The following is an 18,710-nucleotide window of genomic DNA, read 5'->3' as shown; positions in this document are numbered from 1 at the left end:
GCAAACTTATCAAAAAAGCCCTTCTCTACACAACCCATACATCCATGACCTGCTTGAACAGGCCAGCTAGTTCCACCGTTGAACTTCATAGTCGGACAGTTTACATTTGAGTATGGACCTTTACATCCCATCTCAAATAAGCAGTAACCTTTTTTAGCACCAATATCTCCCCACTCTTGAACAAACTCACCAAGTTCATAATGACCACGTCTTTCACAGTTATCATGAACTCTTCCCTCATAAGCCCATAATGGACGGTTAAATTTATCTAAAGGAGGCAGTTCTTCAAACATAAGATATGAGAGTAGTGTTCCGACAATGTTAGTAGGATTTGTCGGGCATCCGGAGAGGTTTATGATGTCATCACGATTAAGAGCCTCAGCAACACCTACTGCCCCCGTTGGGTTTGGGTGTGCTGCTACTACTCCACCGTCAAATGCGCAAGAGCCGACTGAGATTACAAGTGCAGCATCTTTTGCACACTTTTTAAGAAGGTCTATTCCAGTTTCACCTTGTGGTCCGATACGAAGATATTTTCCATCCATTGCAAGAGGAACTGCACCCTCAACTATAAGGATATACTCACCCTTTTGCGTGTTTATAATATCTTCAAGTATTGTCTCACTCTGATCTCCACTGGCACTCATAAGTAGCTCATGATAATCAAGTGACACATAGTCAAATATAATATCTTCAATAGCAGGATTTGTAGACTTTATGAACGCTTCGGAGTTTCCACTACAGTCACTTAGTTCCAACCAGATAATAGGAACTTTGTTTAGAGCACAAACAGCACCCTCCACAATCTGCTCAAAATTCGGATGCAACTGCATGTTCGCTGTTACCATGGATACCCAGCTGTTTACTTCTGATTTTGCGATATCTAAAGAGTTCATAGCTGCATCCAGGTTATCTGTTGTAAGGTTATTTCTAGGATTTAGAGCATTGAACTTATCTATGCGTTTTTGGACTTCTGCTATCTCTTTTTCTCTTTTTAAATCTTCGGGTGTTTTTCGCGGCATATTTGGATCTATGAGATGCTGAGACTCTTTTATGACATCCTGCACCATCATTTTACATCTACCGCAAACTCTACCCGCTTGTGAAAATCCTGATAGTTCTGAGAAAGTACTAATCCCGGTCTGAGTCACTATATCTACTAAGTCTTGATGATAGACATGCTCACAGCTACAAAGAAGTCGTCCTCTCTCACCGATAAGTCTGTTTTTGTATAGATAGTTTATATCTACTTCTTCACCGCTGCCGATAAGAGTCTCTATGTAGCCTATATCTACATTTGAGTTGATCCCTATAAATCTTGTCAGTTTATCTTCACTGACAAAATACTCATCAATCCTATTTTCTTCTTTTGAGGTAATAAGTATCTTTTCATAATCACTACTAAACTTTGGAGAGTTAACTTCTATAAGGTCAAACTCACCGACTTTTAACATATCGATGCTAACTCCAAGTTCAAACTCTTTTACATCACTACCGACTATATGAGAGATGGCACAATCAGCCTGCATAGTACACTCTTTTACATGTCCTGCTATAAAGTTAAACTCTTCTACTTCTGCACACTCTCCAACAGCATAAATATCTGAATCTTCTGTCTGCATGTTAAGATTTGTCAGTATCCCTTTGTTGCTATTTAGAGAGTCTCTAAATGGGGCTATATTTGGTCTTATTCCTGTACCAAAGATGAGAAAAGGATTATTAATACGAAGTTTTTTTGTTTGAAGAGAGACTATCTCACCATTTTCTATGACTTTATCAACTATCTCATCTTCGTAAGATATATTAATCTTGCCATCTTTAGTATAACAATTTTCTATGGTTTTTATGGAGTCTATAGAGAGATCTTTAGAGTAGAGATGCTTACCTCTGATGAGAAGAGTAATATTCGTGATACTTGGCATGTCGTTAAGAGTCTCTAGTAGTTCCAAGCCTATTGGTCCGCTTCCGACTATAACTACTTCCCTACCTTGTGTTCCAGCTCTGATAATATCACAATCATCTGCACTTCTAAATACAGCTGCGTTGCTTATCTTACTTATGTCAAATAGCGTAACAGGTATAGAACCTGTAGCTATAATAAGCTTGTCATAACTGAACATAGCATCGTCAGAAAACACTCTATTAGCATCTCTGTCTATTTTATTTATCGCTTGATTTAGCTCTAGTTGTACTGTGGGATCAAGTGGGAGAGAGATGCCATTCTCATCTTCTGAGTCATCAACAAGACGGCAAAGATGTATCCTGTCATAAGGCGGATGTTTCTCATCACTTACAATTACTACTTCTAAGGATGAGTCTTGTTTTTTAAGATTGTTTGCTAAATATACTGCGGCGATACCACCACCAACGATCACTACTCTCATGTGCAATCCTTATATAAATAAACTTTTTACAACTTTATATATTATATAACAATCTATCTTGAAAAACTAAACCCTAGAGAAAACTTTGTGATGTAGTTATCGTAGTCAATCAAACTCTCACCATATCCGCTAAAGATCTTCATAAAAAAGTAAGCATCATCTATTAGAGGGTAGGAATATGTAGATTCTACTGCTCCATATCCGGTTGTGAAGTTTCCCCGCCCCATTAGCGTGAACATATGCTTTGCTGTAAAGTAATTAAGCTTTACAGATGTATATCCAAGGTAATCCATGATGTCTGGATTGTCAAGATCATCAGCTGTTCCAGGGAATGGTGATATTAATGTAAACTCAGTTAGAAGAGTATCATGCTGAAATGCAAACTCTGAGTACATATAGTTCAGACTTCTTGAGCGGTTTCCAGGATTATCAGCAGGATTTGCATAAACTACGTTTGTATTGCTTCCCTGACCGTTTGAGGTATGAGCCAGACCAAATTTTATAGACTTCATGTTTAGCAACGAGTCTTTATCTAAGATGGGAAACTCTACAAAACCCTCAGGATTATAATTTGTCTCTCTAAATGGAGATGAGTCTGAATATATCTGCCAAAAAGCTTGGTGTGAATAAGCAAGATAATAACTCTCATTTAATCCAAAGAGACCAGTTCCAAGATATAGTTTCAGACTGACTTGCAGTTCTGCTTCTATATTTCTGTACTCATCTGTTGGGACATAAGACTTGTACACTCCCTCTCTATAAGCATATGGAAGTATATAGTTTACCTTATGAGGTTTTAGACCAAAGTCTCTGTTTAACCACTTTTGCATACCTTTTTTAGCTTCAACATCTTCTATCTCGCTAACTTCATATTTATCTAGCTCTTTTCCTTTTCTACTGCTTGTCTCAGCAGAAAAAAGAGCTGTATATAAAAATAGAAGTATAAATATATATCTCAAAACTAAACCTTTACTCTGTCTTCTAAAGCTCTTGTAAGAGATAGAATGTCGATATTTTCCAAACTAACACCAGTAGGTACACCCTGAGCAATTTTAGTGAAGTTTACCTTATGTCCATTGAGTTTATCTTCTATGTAGAGGATTACTGCATCATTTGAGATAGAAGGTGTCAGTGCAAAGATTATCTCATTTACTCCGCCCTCGACAATTTTAACAAGATGCGAGATGCTAAGCTCCTCTAAAGAATCAAGCACAAAATATTTACCGTCAAAAAGACCGTTTTCTTCAAGCAGAAGAATGTCTTTTGCATTTTCAATGATACATAAAACAGTAGCATCTCGTCTCTCGTCTGAGCAGATAAAACAGAGTTCGTCTTCACTCATACCACCGCAGATAGTACACTTCTTCACAGAACCGAGTGCTTCTTCAATAGTATGTGATATCTTCATACCCACATAGCTGTCTTTTATAACCATGTGGTAAGCTAATCTTGTTGCAGATTTTTTACCTATAGTAGGCAGTTCTTGAAGTGCATCTACAAGACGGTTAAACTTATCTAACGAACCGCGCATTATTTTATCTCACATAATTTGAACTCGTCCAAATTATCCTCAGTCACTAAAGCTTCGCCTTTGGCGAGAAAAATCATTCTGATTCCTTAGGTAGTAATATCCAAAGTTTTAGAGGTGACTTTAGTCTACCTGCACTCATCTGAGCTTCATTTGAAGAGCCAAAAAACATATCAGCTCTTAAAGAACCTTTTATTGCACCGCCCGTATCTTCTGCCATTACCACCCTGCTTACATTTTGATTATTTATTTTAGCATCTAAAAACAACATACTTCCTAAAGGGATGAAGTTTCTATCTACTGCAACTGAACGCTCAGGAGTCAAAACAACTCCAAGTGAACCGGATGCCGCGTGATCTCTCTCTTGAAAAAACACTACAGACTCATTATGATGGAGAACTTCATCTACTCTTTGCGGATTTTCTTTAAACCATGATCGAATGCTTTGAAGTGATATATCTTCTTTTGCAATTTCACCCATATTTATCAAATACTTTCCAATAGAACTGTATTTATGTCCATTTTGATTAGCAAAACCTATAAAAAGAGTCTCACCTGTATCTAAGTTTACTCTTCCTGAGCCTTGAACTTCTAGGAAAAAAAGATCAACTTTAGAATCTGTATAACAGATAACCTCAGCATCTATCATTCCCTCTTTTGTCTGTGCTCTTGTGTAGTATGGAACTAACTTCTTACCCTCAACACGACCTCTTAATCTATAGTTTTTCAGATCCGGATAGATGCTAATTAAATCTACACTTACAAGATCTTTTGGTTCATTATATATTGGATATATGTATGGCTCTTTTTTTACTAGTGAACCTTTCAGGCTCGGTTCATAGTAACCTGTTAAAAGTCCTTCATCTCGGGCATCTGAAGATGCTATACTATAAACATTAAACTCACTCTCTAAAAATACTTTAAAGTCTTGAACTTGCTCTGCTTTTAGACATAGTTCAGAGTATATTTTTTTAGTTTTACTACTTTGGCAACTGTTTACAAATGAATTGATTGCTTCCTCATAATTTTCACTTTTCCAGTTTGGCAGATCTCTAAAGTCTACTTGTGTCAAATATGTTTCTGGCATCTGTGACTTCAAGATTTGGGGCTCTTTAGAACACCCAAAAAAAAGTATAGAAATGCTAAGAATAAGGATTATTTTTTGCGTCATAAGAAGAATTATACTGATATTAAATTTAAAACGATATAATTGCGAAAAATATTTTTAGGTGTATTACAACTATGCAAGATTTAAGCTATTACGAAATATTAGAAGTATCGCAGAATGCTGATAAGACAACTATTAAAAAAGCCTACAGAGCTATGGCAAAAAAATATCATCCTGATAAAAATGCAGGTGACGCGGATGCAGAACACAAGTTCAAACTCTGCAATGAAGCATACCAGTGTCTAAGTGATGAAAAACAAAGAAGCATCTATGACCGTTATGGCAAAGAAGGGCTTCAAGGTATGGGCGGCGGCGGTCGTGGTCGTTCATCTGGCGGTTTTGACGATCTAGGTTCGATGTTTGAAGAGATGTTTAGCGGATTTGGAGGTGGCTCAAGCCGTCGTCAAAATCCTGCAGACATGGAAAAATATCCACTTGATATGAATGTAGACATGTATATCTCTTTCAACGAAGCAATCTTTGGATGCGAAAAAGAGATAGAGTTTACTTACAAAAAAGCTTGTAAACCATGTAATGGCACTGGTGCAAAAAACGGTAAACTATCAACTTGTGCTCAGTGTAAAGGTCAGGGTCAAGTCTATATGAAACAAGGCTTCATGACTTTCTCTCAGACTTGTCCTGTTTGTCACGGTGCAGGCAGTGCTCCATCAGATAAATGTAACAGCTGTCACGGTAATGGTTACGAAGAATCAAGAGAGTCTGTAACAATCAAGATTCCTAAAGGCATCGATGAAGGAAATCGATTAAGAGTATCTGGCAAAGGGAACATCGGCAAAAAAGGTTCGCGTGGTGATCTTTACGTTACATTCAGCGTAAAACCAGACAAACATTTCCAAAGAGAAGGAAACGATGTTTATATCGCTATTCCTGTATTCTTTACTCAGGCTGTTGCAGGTGAGACTCTTACTATTCCGTCACTTACGGGTGAGTTAGAGCTTAAACTTGATGTCGGCACAAAAGACAAACAACACTTTACGTTTAGAGGTGAAGGTATAGAAGATGTTCACGGACACGGTAAAGGAAACTTAATCGCTCAGGTAAACATCACTTATCCTAAAAAACTAAATGATGAACAAAAAGAGCTTCTTACTAAACTTCAAGACTCTTTTGGCATCGAGTCAAAACCTCATGAAGGTGTTCTAGACTCTGCAATTGACAAAATGAAAAACTGGTTCTCATAACCGGTTTCTCATGTTTAAATTCTCTTTTTTTCTCCTACTTTTAACTATCCCTTTTTTAAACTCTGATATCTACTACGGTCTACCGCTATGGGCTTATGCTTCACTTGGAGCTACTGTTATATATGCTGTTGTGCTTATCTTTATCATAGAAAAAAAGTGGAATAATCTAAGAGATAAACATGACTGATACAGCCCTACTTTCAGAGGGTGGAATCTGGTTCTTAGTCGCTTACTTAGCTTCACTAATACTCATAGGCTTTGCAGGGAAATTTGCGTCTAAAGAAGAGAGTCTAAAAGACTTTTATCTTGGCGGCAAAGGCTTTGGTGTGGGAGTATTGTTTCTGACCATGTACGCTACTCAGTACAGCGGAAACTCACTCATCGGTTTTGCAGGAAGTGCCTACAGAAACGGCTGGTTCTTTCTTGTCGGAGTAACTTTTATGATAGCCATAGTTGCAGGCTATCTTCTTTATGCTCCAAAACTATTTCCTATCAGTAAAAAGCACGGGTTTATTACAGTCGGTGACTATATAAACTTTCGCTATAACTCTCAAATCCTTACTTACTTGGTAGTGGGCATCTCTATCTTTGCTTTGTCAAACTACATGCTTACAAACCTAAAGGCTATTGGATATGTCATAGAATATGTAACTGGTGGAGGAATTGGTTTTACAGAGGGCATAATCTTTATGTCTATAATCATGGTTATATATGAGACTCTTGGCGGTATGAGAAGTGTAGCTTGGACAGATGCTATCCAAGGTGTATTACTCTTTGTTGGAGTTATCATCATCTTTACTGTAGTTATTATGAACTATGGAACTCTAGATGCAAACACCCAACTATTTTTACAAAATAACCCCAAGTTATTTGATGATATCACACTGGCAAATCAGATAAGCTGGATAAGTGTAGTAATACTCATATTTTTTGGCATCTCCGTATACCCGCAAGCCATACAGAGAATCTACTCAGCAAAGAACGAGACCACACTAAGACGCTCACTAAGTCTGATGGTAGTTATGCCGCTTTTGACAACTCTTCCACTTATCATCATCGCTATTATCGGTTCAGCTCACTTTCCAGATTTAGATAAAGCAGGAAGTGAGCAGATAATCCTTCTGATGCTAAATAAACTAACACACATAGATGGAATGAGCATAGTCATCACTATCTTTGTTGCAGCAGCCATAGCAGCAATCATGTCAACTGTAGATAGTGCAATGCTGGCTATTGCTTCACTTTTCACTCAAGATATTTACCACAAACAAAACCCACAGGCAAGCCAGAAAAGGCTCACATATGTAGGTAAAGTATTTTCATGGGCTATTATGGCTCTGATGGTAATGCTCGCTATAAAACTACCGTCTACAATCTGGTGGCTTATTCAGATGAAACTAGAAATATTAGTACATATTGCACCTGCTATTATGTTGGGTCTTCACTTTAAAAAACTAAGCCATAAAAGCATCCTTTACGGCCTGCTTACAGGAGTTTCTATCACCATGCTCTTTTTACTGACGTCACTTCCATCTAAACCTTTTGGCTTTCACGCCGGAGTCATAGGACTACTTTTTAACTTTATAGTTGTTTATTTTCATCATAGGTATAAATCTTAATATTAAAAATTGTATTATTTTGATACAAAATAATGGAGAGATTAATGGAAGCAGAATACTTAAGTGCTACATACCTAACGCTTGGACTGAACTTAGCCTTTACACTTGTTACTTTGGTATTTAGTGTGATACTTTTACTGGCAATTGACAAGATACTACTCAAAAATATAGAGTTACAGACTGAGATCAAAAACGGAAATATTGCAGCTGCTATATTCGCTTCATCAATCATGCTCTTTATCGCTATTATCGTTGGTATGGGTATTCATTGATAAGAGATTTTTTTATTTTCTTTATAGTTATCAACGCGATGATATATTACATCGTTCAAGATATCATTGATACAAAACAAAGAAACAAGAAAGATGAAAAAAAGCTAGAACTGCCTACAAAGAAAAAATCGCCAACACCTACATTTGTGCTTGAAAATCATTCTGCCTATGATTTTAAAACGCCCAAAGACGGAAAAGCAAAAAACATATCTGACAATCGGTTTTTAAAACTAAATAACAAAAGATATAAAGAAAAAAACTACAATACCATGATCAGTTGGAAGTCTAAAGCTAAGACTACTTATGCACTTGCAGCTCCGGCAACTACAGACAACTACTACTTTGCAAATGCTTACCTAAACGGTTATGTCCCATATGAGACAAAATCACTATGGCAACCGCTTGAAGCATTAAGACTACGTTTTAAATACAAAAAAGATGATGATATCTATAATAAAAGACCTGAAGTCTGGCAGACTTCAAGAGAGTCGTTTATGAATCTAAGGGGCGATTGTGAAGATCATGCCATAGCACTGGCTGACTGGCTTATAGGTCAAGGCTACGATGCGAGAGTTGCTATCGGTACGGTAAAATTTAGAGGTCAGCCTGCAGGCGGTCACGCTTGGGTTATTCTTTTTAAAGACAAAAAAGAGTACCTTTTAGAAGCCACAAGAAAACAAAAATGGAACATGTTGCCTTTAGCTTCAACTATGCCGTACTACTTTCCAACCGAAATGTTTAACAGAGAAGAGACTTGGACAAACAAGGGTTCCAGTAATACTACAAAATACTCAGGAGAGATGTGGGTAAAGAGTGGGGAATTTGTTCCATATGATTCGTACTATCCTGATTTAAAAACTCATAGACTCTTTGTAAACACTCTACCTGTAGATGCCACTATAAAAATCATAAATATTAAAAAAGAATTTTCTCAAGGTATAAAACTACGTACAGGAAGATACTATTTAAAGATTATAAAAGAAGGTTTCAAAACAGAAGAGTTTTGGGTAAATATAAACTCTGAAGATTTACACATTGAGAAGTCCCTTATTAGACTTTAGAATAAAACTCATAATAATCTTTTTTATTATGAAAGTAGATAATCAAATCCAAGTCGAAGTCTATTTTTTGAAAAGTACTTTTTATAAGCATAAACATCTTCTCTTTTTTTAGCCCTCCGACACCGCATCCAAATAGTGGAATAACTACACTTGGATTTTGAATGCCTTGGCTTTGAACTTTTTCTTTGATTATACTTATCATAGAGTTTAAAGCATGTTGCATCTGCATATATGTTGGATGAGCAGGTTTAGAGACATTACTATAGTTCATAACAGCAATGTGAAGAGCATACTGAAAATTTTTAGCAGTTCCCGAACCTGAAATAACAACATCCCCCTGCTCTATATCACCAACTCTCTTTTTAACATCGTTAAGCTCCTTTTGATAAGAAGCTCCTCCGCAATGTTCACTGAATGCATGAGAAACACCACTTCCCAACATTAGTTCTGTGTTAGATGCATTTACAATAAATGTAGCCTTTTCTTTTACAAGATTCCCAAACTTTATTTTAATATTCATGTTGCTTCACAATATGATCTGCACTTGATTTCTTCCATTGTCTTTTGCTTTGTAAAGAGCTTTATCAACCCTTTCTAAAGTATCTATTATCTCTTCGTTTTGTATGTATAGCGTAATACCAAAACTGGCCGTGATATTATCTACCTCTTCAAAGTGGTGGTTCTCAATACGCTGTCGTATATGCTCAGTGGCTTTTTTAAGTGAGTCTATACTGTTTACTTTCATAAGAACAATAAACTCTTCTCCACCCCATCTTATAAGATAATCTGTATCACGAATAGAGTCACTTATAATAGTAGTAAAGTCTTTTAATACTGTGTCACCTCTGTTGTGTCCATAAGTATCATTTACGCTTTTGAAATGGTCTATATCACACAAAACAAATCCAAGTTTTTTTGGTTGTGCATCTTTGATTATGGATTGAATATTGTTATCAAAGAATTCTCTATTTAAAGCTCCGGTTAACTTATCATGAGTAGCTTTTCTTTTTAGTTTAGTGTGTTCAATCATTGTATTACTTATATCTGTAAAAGAGATTATAAAGCTTCCTTCTTCAAACTCATTGACCGATACACTAAAGGCGTGTGACACTAGATTATAATCTAGCATTGCGACTATACGTTTTTCACCAGGAAGACTTTTTATCTCATTGATCCAGTTAATTCCTAAAGGTACTTTTCCTAAGTGAAAAAAATTATCATTAGTAACAAATCTATCGCAGATGCATCCGTGATGATCTAAATAATCACTAAGGTTCTCAAATCCAAAAAAATCGAACATTGCTTGGTTTGCCATTATGACTGAATTTCCACTTGCGATGATAATAATATTTCTTTGAAGATCAAAAAGCTTTTGAAGTTTTACATTGAATAGAGATAAATCTGTCTTTTGTTTCTCAAGCTTAGAAGTTAAAGAGTGTATTTTTCTTTCTCTGTTTTTGATTAAAAAATACCCACCGATTATCATAATAGAGGTAAGTAAAAAGAGTATAGCACTAAGGACTTTTATAGAACCATACATAACACTATGCTCTAGTGATACATCCGTCAAAAATATAAAGTATCCCAACTCTTTACCAGAGACGTCTGAAAGTCTCTCTTTTGAGACAAAATAATCAATACCTTCATGAGTAATATCTTCATGATTCAAATTATCACTTAGTATGTATTCCATCTCTCTTGGAATTGTGAACGTATTGTAGACAATGTAATAATCTTTTGTCTGTTTTTTTGTTAATAGTCTATTCTTAACAAATTCAGATGCGTTTGAAAAGACTTCTTTTTTAACTGCAATATAAATCATTGATTTTAGAGATACTGAGACTTCATTTATAATCTTATCTATCTCTTTTCCAAGTTCAATATAGCCTATGATTTTTCCATCATATATCCATGGTTTTACAACACGCAGAGTATAGTTTTTCTTTGGACCAAATTCGAGTCCATAAAATAATGACCCTCTTTCTTTTGCTTTTTTAAATGTAACTCTATCGATAACATCTTTATCTCTTTCATAATCATGAACTCTAAGAAGTACAGTTCCATCAGTTTTAATAAAGTATATGTGAGTCAGGTCAACATTTCTATTTAACCTGTTATATATACTTTTTACAGAGTTATTTAATTCTTCTTTATCCTGAGCCAAAAAAGAGTTTTTGATCTCATCTCTACTTTGAATAAAATCTATATATTCATTGATAATGTCAGCTTCTACTTTTACTTTTTCATTCAAGTTATCTGTAAACTGTTTTGATACACTCTCTTTACTTTTGTGAATAGAATTTTCTTGAATGTATATGATTGCAACTACAGTTAGCAGTGCCATTAGGATAGTAACAACGACAAGAGGAAGATAAAGATTTAGTCTAAACATTAAATACATCCTATATAATTTATCTATTATTATATATTTATGCTTATAGTTTCTGAAATGTGAATATAACAGATAAAAATTTCTAATAAATATTAACATAGGAAACAGTTTAGTAAAAATATAGAACTTAAATATGCCAAGAAATTGAAAGAAGATTTATGATAAACTACCAAAAATCATAAAGGTAGATGCAATAAAATGAACAGACAACACTTAAAAAACCAGCTATCAACTTTGGCCTTGTCTATGTTTAGAAAAGACTTTTTTGGCATCTACCATGGTTCTCTATCTGCAAAAACAGAATCAAATCGTTTTATTATAAATACAAAAGAAGCTATTTTTGACGCTTTAGATCGGAACTCTCTTATTGAGCTGTATTTTAAAAAAGACTACAGATGGAGCCAAGCGAGTATAGATTCAAACATTCACTTTAGTATCTACTCTCAAATCTCAGATGCTAAATTTGTATCTTTTACAATGCCGCCATTTACTACTGCTTACTCACTAGAGCACAATATCATAACTCCAAAAGATTACTTTGGTTTTAAAGAACTTGGTTCTATTGAAATAGTTGATCCAAAACAGTTTGAAGACTGGTACGACAGAGCACAAAGTGAAATAGCTTACTACTTTCAAACAAAAAAAACAAATATCATGGTCATACGCGGTTATGGAGTTTATGCATTTAATAGAGATATGCATGAGATGGCAAAAAAACTGGCTATATTAGAAAAAAGTTGCAGGCTACTGATGCTTGACGGCTCTCAAAGAGATTTTAATTTTGATTAATAAAATAAAAGGAAATATATAAATGGCAATATTTGAAGTAGAAGCAGAAGATTATCAAGCAATAATGGATCAAGAATTTAGTAAAGGTAATACTGTTATTTTAAAGTTTGGCTCAGAGTTTTGTGAAGCATGCTCTGCTTTAGAGATGGAACTAGAACAACTTGATGATATGAATGACAATGTGTCAATCTTACAAATTGATACTGATCAATCTCCGGAAATTGCAGAAGTTTATGATGTTTATCAACTACCAACTATGCTTATTTTTAAAAATAGAGACTACATAATTCACGAACATGAAGGTGTTATGTTATCTGAAGATATTCAGAAAATCATAGAAGCACAATAATAAAGTTTACAATCCGGATATAGCTTCATAAGCTGTATCCATCATTTTATCTATCTCTTTGTCTGTAATAATATAAGGAGGCATAAAATATACTACGTGCCCAAGCGGTCTAAGTAAAACTCCATTTTTAAGTCCATAAGTATAGACTTTGAGACCAATACGCTCCTCTGGGGTATAACCTTTGAGTTCAACCACACAAATCATTCCAGTTTGTCTTATAGATGCTACGTTTGCTAGTTCTTTAAACTTCTCAAGTTTATCACCCATATACTTTGCAGTAACTCTATTTTGCTCAATTACATTATCATTTTCAAAGATATCAAGTGTTGCATTTGCAGCAGCACATGCAAGAGCGTTTCCTGTATAGGAATGAGAGTGTAAAAATGCCTTATGCTCTCCATAGTCACAATAAAACTTTGCATATATCTCATTTGTAGTAAGAACAACTGATAGAGGCAGGTATCCTCCAGTTAGACCTTTTGAGAGAACAATAAAATCAGGTGTTATATTTGCCTTTTTACATGCAAACAGCTCACCTGTCCTTCCAAAACCGACCATAACTTCATCGGCTATGAGATGTACATCATACTTGTCACAAATAGCACGAACAAGAACTAAAAACTCAGGATGATACATATGCATATAGCCGGCACCTTGAACTAAAGGTTCCAAAATAATCGCACTAATCTCAGTAGATCTTTCTTTGCACAACTCTTCAAACTCAGCTGCAGCAACTCTAGCTGCTTCTACGCTCATATCACTAGGAACTGCTGTCTGTATAGTTTTTAATAAAAGTGGTTCATATGTTTGTTTGTAAAGCTCTACATCACCTACACTTAAGGCACCAATAGTTTCACCATGATATGAGTTTGTTAGTGATACAAAGATGTTCTTGCCAGCTTTAGAATCATTTTTATGTGCATGGTAACTCATTTTCAGAGCAACTTCCACAGCACTGGAACCATTGTCTGAGTAAAAACATTTTTCTAAGCCCTCTGGGGTTAGTTTTACTAAACGCTCAGATAACTTCACAACAGGTTCATGAGTAAAACCTGCCAAGATGACATGTTCTAAAGTATCTAACTGCTCTTTTATTTTCTCGTTTATATAAGGATTAGTATGACCAAATAGATTTACCCACCAACTACTTACTGCATCTATAAACTTATTCCCCTCAAAATCTTCAAGGTAAACTCCATAAGCTTTTTTTATAGGAGTAAGAGGAAGTGTTTCATGGTCTTTCATTTGAGTACATGGATGCCATAAAACATCCAAGTCTCGGTTTTTAAGTTCTAAATTGTTCATAGTCACAGCCTCATTATTTACTTATGTCATTCTATATAAGAATGTCTTAAAACAACGAGTGTCTAGCAATATTTTGTCACTCTATTTCTACCCTGCTCTTTTGAAAGGTATAGCGCTTTATCTGCATTTGCATATATATGATCAAAATTTGTTATATCATGAACATCTGATGTACACATTCCTATTGAAACAGTTACTCTGTTATATTCATCGTTATACTTATGTTCAATGTCTAAGTTTTCTATACTTTTGCATAGTTTTTCAGCCATTGAATTGCTATACTCATCATCTTCACTCTCAAATACAACAACAAATTCCTCTCCACCGACACGATAACACATATCAGTTGAGCGTTGAAAAAGTTTTTTACATGTTTTTGCTATCTCTTTAAGAACTACATCACCTTTTGCATGTCCATAGTTATCGTTATACTTTTTAAAATTATCTGCATCTATCATTAAAAAAGTTATTTTTTTCTTGTTTCTGGCTGCATTATTTATTTGCAATGGAACATTGTCGTTAAAAAAATGTCTGTTATAAAGCATTGTCAAACCATCTCTTATTGATAATGAATGTATTTTTTCGTGAGCTTTGTTCAACTTTTTCTCAGTCTTTTTTACATACTTAGAGTAGTAAAAGATCATGGCAATTATGATTGCTCCAACTATCAAGCTCATCTCTATAATGAGTGATATCAAAAACTTGAACTCATCACTAGTGTCTAAAAGCACATATAATTTACCAACTTCTTTACCTGTCACATCTACAAATGGAGTGCTATTGACATAATAAGTCTCCTTGCCATTACGAACTTCAATATTATTAATATCATCTCTTTTGTCTAACAATTTTTGAAGTTCAAAAGTTATATTTTTAACACTAGAGTCAATAACATAAAAATTATTTAGCTCCTTATAATATTTATTTTTATTAGAATGATTTATCCATAGTTCTATATTCTCTTTACTAATCATAGCTTTGTCTATAGTAAAAATAATTTCACTATTTAAATTTCTCGATAGCCTCTGTGTCAGATAGTCAATCTCTTTGCCGAGTTCTATAAAACCTATTAGTTCATCCTCGTCATAAATGGGGGCTACAACTCGAAGTGTGAGGTTATGATATATTCCAAACTCTATTCCACTGCTATAACCAGAAATCTCCGAAGCTTTGGCAAGTGTAATCCTATCTATAAAGTCAGAATATTTATTCCGATTATGCATACGGAGAAAATTTGTTTTATCTTTGTTATGAAAATAAAAATGTGTTATGTTATACATATCGTTGAAGTCACTATATGTCTGATATAAGTACAAAAACAATCTATCTCTATCTTTTTCTTTAAAAAAATCTATTGTCTTTGAATCTTTTCTTAGAAGTTCTATGAGACCAACAAAACTTTCAATATCGCTTGTTATAGTTTGAGACAGTATTGTAGAGACATTTTCAAAAACCTCATTTGACTCTTTTTTGATGTGCTGTTTTTGTAAATAATACATTCCAAAAATTGATACGCTAGCAATTAAAAGCAGTCCTAAAACAAAGGGAAGCACTACTTTTAGAACAATATTCAACTTATCCACTTCATCTCTTTTCATATAAAAATTATTTATATTATCATCGTAAAATACATTCTACAACCAAAAAACTGTTGGAAATTATTGTATCACAAAATACTCTAAATATTTTAAATCTGTTTAAGCTTCAAAAATTCACATTATTCAAAGAACAGACCCACATTTATCAAGTTTTAATACGAATTTACCTAGAATTACAAAAATATCATACATAAGGTACTAAACTAGATGATTACATGGATGCAAAGACATAAAAAATACCTCATAATTACTATCTGGATTTCAACTATCGCTTTTGTTGGGGCAGGTTTTGTTGGCTGGGGACAATACTCATACGGTGATAAAGCCGGAGCTGTAGCAAAAGTTGGAAATGTAGAAGTTACTATGGGTGAACTTCAAAAAACATACTCAAATCTTTATGCTCAATACAACAAAATGTTTCAAGGTAATTTTGATGAAGAGAAAGCAAAAAGTTTTGGTCTTCAATCACAAGCACTTAAGCAGTTAACAGATCAGGCACTAATCCTTAACCTTGCATTATCGTATGATTTAGAGATCAATGATGAAGAACTTTTAACTGAGTTAAAAACTCAAGAGTACTTTTTTAAAGATGGTGTTTTTGACAAAGAGGTTTATAAACAGGTACTTTCAAGAAACAATATGAGCATTAAAGAGTATGAAGTTGATGTTAAGAAACAACTACTTATTCAAAAAACTCTAAAACTGCTTCCAGTTGATGTAAGTAAAAATGAACTAGATATCATTAACAGTATTTTAAACATTGCTGATAAAATCAACTATAAAATATTAAGTGATGAGAAGATAAATGTTGACACTTCAGACGCCGCACTTAAGCCTTATTGGGAATCAAAACAACAAGAGTTTATGAGCGAAGTTACTTATGAAGTTAAGTTCATCAAACAAGACAGAGTATCTAATAAGTATGATGAAGCTAAGATTAACGAGCACTACCTTGCTAACAAAACTCATTTTAAAGATGTTGAAGGAAAACTTCTACCACTAGAGGGTGCAAGAGTTTCTGTTATAAACGAACTTGATTCTAAAGCGACTAAAGATGCTGCTCTTAGAGAATACATAGCCTACAAAAAAGGCAAACTTGCTTCTGATGTTGAAGTATCTACTGCTATCATCTCAGCTTCAAACAATCCTTACAACGCTGAAGTTTTAGAAAAAATCTCTAAACTATCGATAACATCTCCATTCCTAAAACCTATTTTAGTAAACGACGCATACTTCACGTTTGAGCTAACAAAAGTAAATCCTTCAAAAGCAAAATCTTTTGAAGAAGCAAAAAAAGATGTTTTACCAATGTTTATAGCTGAGCAGAAAAAAAACAAACTTCTTGAGTTAGCTAAAAATTCTGTAGCAACGTTTACAGGTGACACAACGGACTTTATTACAAATACAGATGCAGCAAAACTAACAAACATGGATGTTTCAGATGCAAATGAATTTCTAATAGCACTATTTTCCTCACAAGAAAAAAGAGGTTTTATATCTTTAAAAAATGGAAATGTTGTTTTGTATAACATATTGGAACAAAAACTGCTTGACAACACTAACACTAATCCAAACAATCCAATTGTTAGATTAAAGAGTGCTATGTTTAATGAAGGTCTAATTAAAAACCTACAGAACAAGTACAAAACAGAGATATTTATCGAAGGACTCTAAGTTGAGCAGAACTGTTTTAGCCATAGATATTGGCTCTACAAAGATATGTGCTATCATCGCAGAAATCGCTGATGATGGATCAATAGCTATAACAGGTGCAGGAACTTCTAAGGCACAAGGCTTAAAAAAAGGAAGCATAACTAATATAGAGTTAGCTTCTAAATCAATCAAGACTGCTTTAAATGATGCAAAAAGAGTATCTGGCAGTGATGTAAGAACTGCCGTAGTATCAATATCTGGAGCTTATACAAAAAGTTTAAACTCAAATGGTATAGTAAATATCCAGAATAAAGAGATTAGCTTTAAAGAGATTGAACGTGTTATGCATACATCTCTGTATAATGCCAATATACCAAATGAATATGATGTTCTTCATGCTCTTCCTTTTAACTTTAAAGTTGATGATCAGGATTTCATAGAAGACCCTCTTGGAATGAACGCTTCAAGACTTGAAGTAGAGACTCATATCATAACTACTCAAAAATCAAATCTTAACAACCTTAAAAAAGCTGTTCGCGGAGCTGGTGTTGAAGTAGAAAATATTGTTCTAAATGGATATGCTTCTTCTATAGCAACTCTGAACCAAGATGAAAAAGAGCTAGGTGTTGCAGTAATAGACATGGGTGGTAACACCAGTAATATTACTATTCACTCTGGTAATTCTATTAGATATAACGACTTTTTAGGTGTTGGTTCTAACCATGTTACAAGTGACCTTTCAATGGCACTTCATACACCACTGAATATTGCTGACAGCGTAAAACTGAGCTATGGTTCACTATTAACACCAAGCAATGAACTTATAGAGCTTCCGATAATCGGTGATGAAAACACAACTCATGAAGTATCTCTTGAAGTAGTTCACAATGTTATCTTTGCAAGAGTTGAAGAGACACTAATGATACTTGCTCAGTTTATAGAGAACAGTGGTCTTAAAGATCAACTTGGGGCCGGAGTAGTTCTAACAGGCGGTTTTTCTAAAATGGAAGGCATCCGAGATTTAGCAGTAGCAACTTTTGGTTCTGTACCGGTTCGTCTTGCTAAGCCTATCGAGATGGATGGTCTTTTTGACAATTTAAGAAGTGCTGAGTTCTCAAGTGCCATAGGTTTAGTTATGTATAGCGCTAAATACTACACCCCATATGAGATAGATGTAAACAAAAGAGTACGTCACTCAAATGAGACTCCTGTAGCAGCGAGTAATGTTAACTTTTCAGATGAACCTGAGATACCTGTTGCTCCAGCTACTGAAGAAGAGAAAGTGGCGACTATGGTTACTCTACCATCCAAAAAAGAGAAGAAAAGCGATGAAGCTGGAGCTTTTAGCAAATTTTGGAACTGGGCTACCCAGCTATTTTAAAGGAGTGAG

Annotated in this window: 17 protein-coding genes; 9 read left to right on the top strand and 8 right to left on the bottom strand. The window is 34.6% G+C overall.

Features of this window, described 5'->3' with window-relative positions; all coding sequences use genetic code 11:
- The 4 genes from ABZC13_RS12260 to ABZC13_RS12245 form a co-directional block, all read right to left on the bottom strand.
- Positions 1-2,384, bottom strand: a 2,384-nt coding sequence (locus tag ABZC13_RS12260) for a hydrogenase small subunit (RefSeq protein WP_373004274.1), incomplete at its 3' end; no start/stop codon positions are given.
- 53 nt (positions 2,385-2,437) lie between these two features.
- The gene (locus ABZC13_RS12255; protein ID WP_373004271.1) at positions 2,438-3,343 is read right to left on the bottom strand and encodes a phospholipase A; all 906 of its coding nucleotides are present in this window, start codon (positions 3,341-3,343) and stop codon (positions 2,438-2,440) included.
- 2 nt (positions 3,344-3,345) lie between these two features.
- Positions 3,346-3,915: a recombination mediator RecR gene (gene recR / locus ABZC13_RS12250; RefSeq protein WP_373004268.1), complete on the bottom strand. Its 570-nt coding sequence runs from the start codon at positions 3,913-3,915 to the stop codon at positions 3,346-3,348.
- Between the two features lie 73 nt (positions 3,916-3,988).
- Positions 3,989-4,999: a murein transglycosylase A gene (locus ABZC13_RS12245; RefSeq protein ID WP_373004265.1), complete on the bottom strand. Its 1,011-nt coding sequence runs from the start codon at positions 4,997-4,999 to the stop codon at positions 3,989-3,991.
- A 155-nt stretch (positions 5,000-5,154) separates the two neighbouring features.
- Here ABZC13_RS12245 and dnaJ point away from each other — a divergent pair, with 155 nt between their 5' ends.
- Genes dnaJ through ABZC13_RS12220 form a run of 5 tightly spaced genes read left to right on the top strand, consistent with a single transcriptional unit; the run spans position 5,155 to position 9,234 of the window.
- On the top strand, positions 5,155-6,282 hold the full coding sequence (gene dnaJ / locus ABZC13_RS12240) for a molecular chaperone DnaJ (RefSeq protein WP_373004262.1): 1,128 nt from the start codon (positions 5,155-5,157) through the stop codon (positions 6,280-6,282).
- Positions 6,283-6,292: 10 nt separating this feature from the next.
- The gene (locus tag ABZC13_RS12235; RefSeq protein WP_373004259.1) at positions 6,293-6,469 is read left to right on the top strand and encodes a hypothetical protein; all 177 of its coding nucleotides are present in this window, start codon (positions 6,293-6,295) and stop codon (positions 6,467-6,469) included.
- Positions 6,462-7,901, top strand: a complete 1,440-nt coding sequence (locus tag ABZC13_RS12230; RefSeq protein ID WP_373004256.1) for a sodium:solute symporter family protein — start codon at positions 6,462-6,464, stop codon at positions 7,899-7,901. The genes ABZC13_RS12235 and ABZC13_RS12230 overlap by 8 nt, the downstream gene beginning before the upstream one ends.
- 44 nt (positions 7,902-7,945) lie before the next feature.
- Positions 7,946-8,173 (top strand): DUF350 domain-containing protein, encoded by a 228-nt coding sequence (locus ABZC13_RS12225; protein WP_373004253.1) that lies wholly within the window; start codon positions 7,946-7,948, stop codon positions 8,171-8,173.
- On the top strand, positions 8,170-9,234 hold the full coding sequence (locus ABZC13_RS12220; protein ID WP_373004250.1) for a hypothetical protein: 1,065 nt from the start codon (positions 8,170-8,172) through the stop codon (positions 9,232-9,234). The genes ABZC13_RS12225 and ABZC13_RS12220 overlap by 4 nt, the downstream gene beginning before the upstream one ends.
- Here ABZC13_RS12220 and ABZC13_RS12215 read toward each other — a convergent pair.
- Positions 9,224-9,754: a macro domain-containing protein gene (locus ABZC13_RS12215; protein ID WP_373004246.1), complete on the bottom strand. Its 531-nt coding sequence runs from the start codon at positions 9,752-9,754 to the stop codon at positions 9,224-9,226. The genes ABZC13_RS12220 and ABZC13_RS12215 overlap by 11 nt on opposite strands.
- Positions 9,755-9,760: 6 nt before the next feature.
- Entirely contained in the window at positions 9,761-11,626 is a 1,866-nt protein-coding gene (locus ABZC13_RS12210; protein WP_373004243.1) for a diguanylate cyclase domain-containing protein, read from the bottom strand.
- A 198-nt stretch (positions 11,627-11,824) separates the two neighbouring features.
- On the opposite strand from ABZC13_RS12210, the gene ABZC13_RS12205 reads away from it, so the two are divergent.
- Both ABZC13_RS12205 and ABZC13_RS12200 read left to right on the top strand, forming a co-directional pair.
- Positions 11,825-12,415, top strand: coding sequence for a class II aldolase and adducin N-terminal domain-containing protein (locus tag ABZC13_RS12205; protein WP_373004241.1), 591 nt, complete (start codon positions 11,825-11,827; stop codon positions 12,413-12,415).
- Between the two features lie 22 nt (positions 12,416-12,437).
- Positions 12,438-12,764 (top strand): thioredoxin family protein, encoded by a 327-nt coding sequence (locus ABZC13_RS12200; RefSeq protein WP_373004238.1) that lies wholly within the window; start codon positions 12,438-12,440, stop codon positions 12,762-12,764.
- A gap of 6 nt (positions 12,765-12,770) precedes the next feature.
- On the opposite strand, the gene ABZC13_RS12195 is transcribed toward ABZC13_RS12200, so the two are convergent.
- Entirely contained in the window at positions 12,771-14,069 is a 1,299-nt protein-coding gene (locus ABZC13_RS12195; RefSeq protein ID WP_373004235.1) for an adenosylmethionine--8-amino-7-oxononanoate transaminase, read from the bottom strand.
- 62 nt (positions 14,070-14,131) lie between these two features.
- A complete protein-coding gene (locus ABZC13_RS12190; protein WP_373004231.1) occupies positions 14,132-15,652 on the bottom strand; it encodes a diguanylate cyclase in 1,521 nt (506 codons plus the stop codon).
- Between the two features lie 222 nt (positions 15,653-15,874).
- Here ABZC13_RS12190 and ABZC13_RS12185 point away from each other — a divergent pair, with 222 nt between their 5' ends.
- Both ABZC13_RS12185 and ftsA read left to right on the top strand, forming a co-directional pair.
- The gene (locus tag ABZC13_RS12185) at positions 15,875-17,341 is read left to right on the top strand and encodes a SurA N-terminal domain-containing protein (protein WP_373004228.1); all 1,467 of its coding nucleotides are present in this window, start codon (positions 15,875-15,877) and stop codon (positions 17,339-17,341) included.
- A gap of 1 nt (position 17,342) precedes the next feature.
- On the top strand, positions 17,343-18,701 hold the full coding sequence (gene ftsA, locus ABZC13_RS12180; protein ID WP_373004225.1) for a cell division protein FtsA: 1,359 nt from the start codon (positions 17,343-17,345) through the stop codon (positions 18,699-18,701).
- Positions 18,702-18,710: the final 9 nt, after the last annotated feature.

Origin of the sequence: Sulfurimonas sp. (assembly GCF_041563035.1) — a bacterium.
Classification (GTDB): Bacteria; Campylobacterota; Campylobacteria; order Campylobacterales; family Sulfurimonadaceae; genus Sulfurimonas.
Note: the sequence above shows the minus strand (reverse complement) of the source record. Positions and strands in the feature narration are given on the sequence as shown.